General features: G+C 73.7%; 4 protein-coding genes. 3 read left to right on the top strand and 1 reads right to left on the bottom strand.

Annotated elements, in window-relative coordinates; genetic code table 11:
- Positions 1-44: 44 nt before the first annotated feature.
- Positions 45-2,396 (bottom strand): Tex family protein, encoded by a 2,352-nt coding sequence (locus tag ACFV4N_RS38890; RefSeq protein ID WP_499677690.1) that lies wholly within the window; start codon positions 2,394-2,396, stop codon positions 45-47.
- Positions 2,397-2,603: 207 nt separating this feature from the next.
- On the opposite strand from ACFV4N_RS38890, the gene ACFV4N_RS38885 reads away from it, so the two are divergent.
- From ACFV4N_RS38885 to ACFV4N_RS38875, 3 genes are all read left to right on the top strand, one after another.
- Entirely contained in the window at positions 2,604-3,494 is an 891-nt protein-coding gene (locus ACFV4N_RS38885; RefSeq protein WP_499677689.1) for an alpha/beta fold hydrolase, read from the top strand.
- 83 nt (positions 3,495-3,577) lie between these two features.
- On the top strand, positions 3,578-4,375 hold the full coding sequence (locus ACFV4N_RS38880) for an esterase/lipase family protein (RefSeq protein WP_499677688.1): 798 nt from the start codon (positions 3,578-3,580) through the stop codon (positions 4,373-4,375).
- Between the two features lie 337 nt (positions 4,376-4,712).
- Positions 4,713-5,641 (top strand): hypothetical protein (locus ACFV4N_RS38875; protein ID WP_499677687.1); only part of this gene is annotated, 929 nt, incomplete at its 3' end.

The following is a 5,641-nucleotide window of genomic DNA, read 5'->3' as shown; positions in this document are numbered from 1 at the left end:
CGACCGGGGCGCCCCGAACGAGGCGCCCCGGTCGCGGGCGAACCTCAGCCTCCGAGGCCGGCGCGGCGCAGCGCCTCCGCCATCGCCCCGTTGGCCGGCGGGCGCTCGTCCCGGCGCGGACGACCGTTGCCGCCGCGCTGACCGCCCTGCTGGCCACCCTGCTGACCGCCCTGCCTGCCACGCCGGCCGTCCGGCGCCTGGCCGTCCCGCGCCTGGCCACCGCGGGGCGCCGCCTTGCGCCCCGGCTCGTCGTCCAGCCGCAGCGACAGGCCGATCCGCTTGCGGGGGATGTCGACCTCCAGCACCTTCACCCGCACCACGTCGCCGGACTTCACCACGTCCCGCGGGTCCTTCACGTACGTGGTGGACAGCGCCGAGATGTGCACCAGCCCGTCCTGGTGCACGCCGACGTCCACGAACGCGCCGAACGCGGCCACGTTCGTCACCACGCCCTCCAGCACCATGCCGGGCTTGAGGTCGGCGATCTTCTCCACCCCGTCGGCGAACGTGGCGGTCTTGAACGCGGGCCGCGGGTCGCGGCCGGGCTTCTCCAGCTCCCGCAGGATGTCGGTCACGGTCGGCAACCCGAACCGCTCGTCGACGAAGTCCTCCGGCCGCAGCTTCTTCAGCACCGCGGTGTTGCCGATCAGCTCCGCGCTGTCCGCGCCCTGCTGGATGCGCCGCACCACCGGGTACGCCTCGGGGTGCACGGCGGACGCGTCCAGCGGGTCGTCGCCGTTGGGGATGCGCAGGAAGCCCGCGCACTGCTCGAACGCCTTCGGCCCCAGCCGCGGCACGTCCTTGAGCGCCTGGCGGGTGCGGAACGGCCCGTTCGAGTCGCGGTGCACCACGATGTTCTCGGCCAGGCCGGCGGTGATGCCCGAGACCCGGGTCAGCAGCGGCGCGGACGCCGTGTTCAGGTCGACGCCGACCGCGTTCACGCAGTCCTCGACCACCGCGTCCAGCGACCGCGACAGCTTCGTCTCGGAGATGTCGTGCTGGTACTGGCCGACGCCGATGGACTTGGGGTCGATCTTCACCAGCTCGGCCAGCGGGTCCTGGAGCCGCCGGGCGATCGACACCGCGCCGCGCAGCGACACGTCCAGGCCGGGCAGCTCGGCCGACGCGAACGCCGACGCCGAGTACACCGACGCGCCCGCCTCGGACACCACGCACTTGGTCAACCGCAGGTCGGGGTGCCGCTTGATCAGGTCGGCGGCGAGCTTGTCGGTCTCCCGGGACGCGGTGCCGTTGCCGATGGCGACCAGCTCCACCGCGTGCTTCTTCGCCAGCGCGGCCAGCTTGGCGATCGACTCGTCCCACCGGTTCGCGGGCACGTGCGGGAAGATCGTGTCGGTGGCCACGACCTTGCCGGTCGCGTCGACCACGGCGACCTTCACGCCGGTGCGGAACCCGGGGTCCAGGCCCATCGTGGCGCGGGTGCCCGCGGGCGCGGCCAGCAGCAGGTCGCGCAGGTTGGACGCGAACACCTTCACGGCCTCGTCCTCGGCGAACGCCCGCAGCCGGGACCGCAGGTCGATGCCCAGGTGCACCAGGATCCGGGTCCGCCACGCCCACCGCACGGTGTCGCCCAGCCACTTGTCGCCGGGCCTGCCCCGGTCGTCGATGCCGAACCGGGCGGCGATGCGCGCCTCGTACCCGGTGGGCTCGTCCTCGTCGGCCGGGTCGAAGACCAGGTCGAGGACCTCCTCCTTCTCACCGCGGAGCAGCGCCAGGATGCGGTGCGACGGGAGCTTGGTGAACGGCTCGGAGAAGTCGAAGTAGTCGGCGAACTTCGCGCCGTCCTCCTCCTTGCCCTCCCGGACCTTGGCGGCGACGCGCCCCTGGCCCCACATGCGCTCGCGCAGCTCGCCGATGAGGTCGCCGTCCTCGCCGAACCGCTCGACCAGGATGGCGCGGGCGCCCTGGAGCGCGGCGGCGACGTCGGCGACCTCGCCGGTCACGTACGCGGCGGCGGCCACCTGCGGGTCCTGGGTCGGGTCGGCCAGCAGCCCCTCGGCCAGCGGCTCCAGGCCCTGCTCGCGCGCGATCTGCGCCTTGGTGCGCCGCTTCGGCTTGTACGGCAGGTAGAGGTCCTCCAGCCGGGCCTTCGAGTCCGCGGCCAGGACCTGCGCCTCCAGCGCCTCGTCCAGCTTGCCCTGCGACCGGATCGACTCCAGCACGGCCGCGCGGCGGTCCTCCAGCTCGCGCAGGTAGCCCAGCCGTTCCTCCAGCGTGCGCAGCTGGGCGTCGTCCAGCGCGCCGGTCGCCTCCTTCCGGTAGCGGGCGATGAAGGGCACGGTGGAACCCCCGTCGAGCAGCTCGACGGCCGCGCTGACCTGCCCGGCCCGCACCCCGAGCTCGTCGGCGATCCTCTGGTGAATGGCAGTGGTCACAGCACGCCATTGTGCCCTGCCCGCTCTGCTCCGATCGGGCACCCCGACCCGCCCGGCGCGCCCCGGACCGGTAGGGGCGCGCCGTCGGCGGTGCGGGTGGCGGCGCCGCGGGAGGCCCGTCGGGGGACCGCCCGCCGACGACCCTCCCGGCGGGTTTCCCCCGGGTCGCTCCGCCCTGACCAGCCAGGTTCCGACATACTGACCGGTATGACCACACTCGACCACTGGGGCGGGACGAGCCGGTACGTCGATCTGGACGGTCCGGTGCACTACGTCGACTTCGGCGGCGAGGGGCCGCCGGTAGTCCTGGTGCACGGGCTGGGCGGCTCGCACCTCAACTGGTGCCTGCTCGCGCCCCACCTGGTCGAACGCCACCGCGTGCTGGCCGTGGACCTGGCCGGCTTCGGGCTGACCCACCCCGAGGGCCGCGGCACCACCGTGCCCGCCAACGCCCGGCTGCTCGACCGGTTCCTCGCCGAGGTGGTGCGCGAACCCGTGGCGCTGGTCGGCAACTCGATGGGCGGGATGATCTCCATCCTGCACGCGGCCCGCCGCCCGGACTCGGTCACCGCGCTGGCCCTGCTCGACCCGGCCGTCCCGCTGCCGCTGGGCACCCGGATGGACCCGCAGGTGGCGGCCGCGTTCGCGCTGTACGTCGTCCCCGGCCTGGGCGCGCGGTTCCTGGAGCGGTCGCGCCGGGGCGTGTCGACGCGCCGCCAGGTCAAGCGCGTGCTCAACCTCGTCTGCGCGAACGCGAAGGCGGTGCCGGAGGAGGTGGTCCTCGCGTCGATGACCCTGCTGGAGCAGCGCGCCGAGGTGCCCGGCCTGGACGAGGCGTTCCTGACCGCCGCCCGCTCGGTGGTGTGGACCGGGGCCGCCAGCCGCCGCTACTACACCGCGATGAGCCGCGTGAAGGCGCCGGTCTACCTGGTGCACGGCGACCAGGACCGGCTGGTGCCGGTGGCCTCGGCCCGCGCGGCGGCGCGGCGCAACCCGTCCTGGCGGTACGAGGAGTTCGCGGGCGTCGGGCACGTGCCGCAGCTGGAGATCCCCGAGGTGATCGGCAGCAGGCTGGTGGACTGGCTGGACCGGGGCTGAAATCGAGACTGGCCGGTGCTGGCGGTTTGCCGTTCGGCGAAACATCATGGGACCAGGGCGCTCGACGATGAGCGGGAGGGGCCATGACGACGCTGCCGGACATCCCGCCGGACCTGGATCCGGCTGTCGCGGTCGAGGCCGCCCAGCCCGGCCTGCTCTGGTACCTCACCGAACCGACCCGCGCCGCGGTCGACATCGGCCAGTTCGCCGCCACCCGGGCGGTGCTGCGCGCCGCGCCCAGCGGTGACGGCCACACCGTGCTCGTCCTGCCCGGCCTCGGCGCCACGGACCGGGCGACCGGCCCGCTGCGCCGGTTCCTCACGAGCCTGGGCTACGACGTCCACGGCTGGGGCCTGGGCCGCAACATCGGCCCCTCGGTCGGCGCGATCGAGGGCATGCGCGACCTGCTGCGGGAGCTGGCCGCGCACGGCAAGGTCAGCCTCGTCGGCTGGTCCCTGGGCGGCGTGTTCGCCCGGGAACTGGCCCGCGAACGACCGGGCTCGGTGCGGCAGGTGATCACGCTCGGCAGCCCGTACGCGCTGGCCGACCCGCGCCACACCAGGATCAACCCCGTCTACCGGCTGCTGGCCCGCTTCTACGAGCCGGGCGCGGAACCGCCGCCGCCCGAGCACACCCGGCCGCCGTTCCCGGTGCCCGCCACGTCGGTGTACTCCCGGTCGGACGGGATCGTGCCGTGGCGGTCGTGCGTCTCGCCGGCGGGCAGGCGGCACGAGAACGTGGCGGTGGCGTCGAGCCACCTCGGCTACGGCTACAACGCGTCGGTGCTGTGGGTGGTGGCGGACCGGCTGGCCCAGCGGCCGGGGCGCTGGCGGCCGTTCACCCCGCCGCCCGGCATGGCACGCATGTTCCCCGCCGCCTGACCCTCACGCCCGACCCCCGCGCTCGCCCCTCCGCACCCGCTCCCGCGGTTCGGCTCACCGCAGTGATCGCGCCGCGCCACCCGCGCCACCCACCCGCGCCGCCGCCTGCTCGCACCCGTCCCCGCACTGCCCCGAGCAGTGCGCGACCACCTCCGCACCACCTCCGCACAACCGCCGATCAGGTGGAAAACCGTGCCCTCATAGGGATTCCCGCGCATCGGGGCGAAGATCCCCGACAACGATCACCTGATCAACGTCTTGTGTTGACCGGCGCTTCACCCCAGGGTTCCGCACGGCCCGTTGGCTCCGACGGGCAACCCTGACGAAGAGGTGGAGCATGACCCCCGCACGCAAGCTCGTCACGGCCCTGGCCGCCGCGCTGGCGCTCCCCGCGCTCCTCGCCGCACCCGCCGCGCACGCCGTGAGCGACGCGGACCTGGCGAACCACTGGGCCCCGGTCCACTACCAGGACACGGACTCGTCGGACTACGACGCCGACTACCTGTCCACTGTGGACTTCGACGGCGACTGGAACGCCCAGAACAACTGGGAGGCCCAGGACGACTCGCTCGCCCGGCTCGCCGGCGCGGCCTACTACTCCGTCGTCGAGACCTCGACCCACTGGTTCATCACCTACAGCTTCTACCACCCGCGCGACTGGGACGACGCGCCCGACCCGTTCGGGCTGACCACCCACGAGAACGACATGGAGGGCCTGCTCGCCACCGTCCGCAAGGACGGCTCGACCTACGGCAGGCTCGAAGCCGTGGTCACCGTGGCGCACAGCGACTTCTACTCCTACGTCGCGCCCGGCAGCACCTTCACCTCCGGCCGGGAGGGCGTCGACGGCACGCTGCGGCTCCAGGGCAACCGCCCCACCACCCGCCAGGAGGCCAAGGGCCACGGCCTGTACGCGTGGAACGGCGCGGAGTTCCCCGGCGGCGACGGCGTGGTCTACGTGCCCGCGGCCACCGGCGAGGTCCCGTCCGGCGGCAACGACCGCTCGGTCGGCTACCGCCTGGTCGACACCTTCACCACCGGCGGCCTGTGGGCGCAGCGCGACAACACCGCGACCTTCGCGAGCTGGGGCACCTTCCGGGGCGACAACGGCAAGGACAACGCGGCCAACACCGCCTGGGGCTGGGACGACGGCAACGACGGCGGCGACCTCCAGCGCGGCCTGCTCGCCACCGACCCGGCGTACCTGGTCTCGGTGTACTTCGCGAACCGCGGCGAGTTCAGCCTCGCCTACACCCGCAACCAGTA

Origin of the sequence: Actinosynnema sp. NPDC059797, assembly GCF_042732085.1 — a bacterium.
Classification (GTDB): domain Bacteria; phylum Actinomycetota; class Actinomycetes; order Mycobacteriales; family Pseudonocardiaceae; genus Actinosynnema.
The sequence above is the reverse complement of the archived record's forward strand: the minus strand, read 5'-3'. Positions and strand labels throughout refer to the sequence as shown.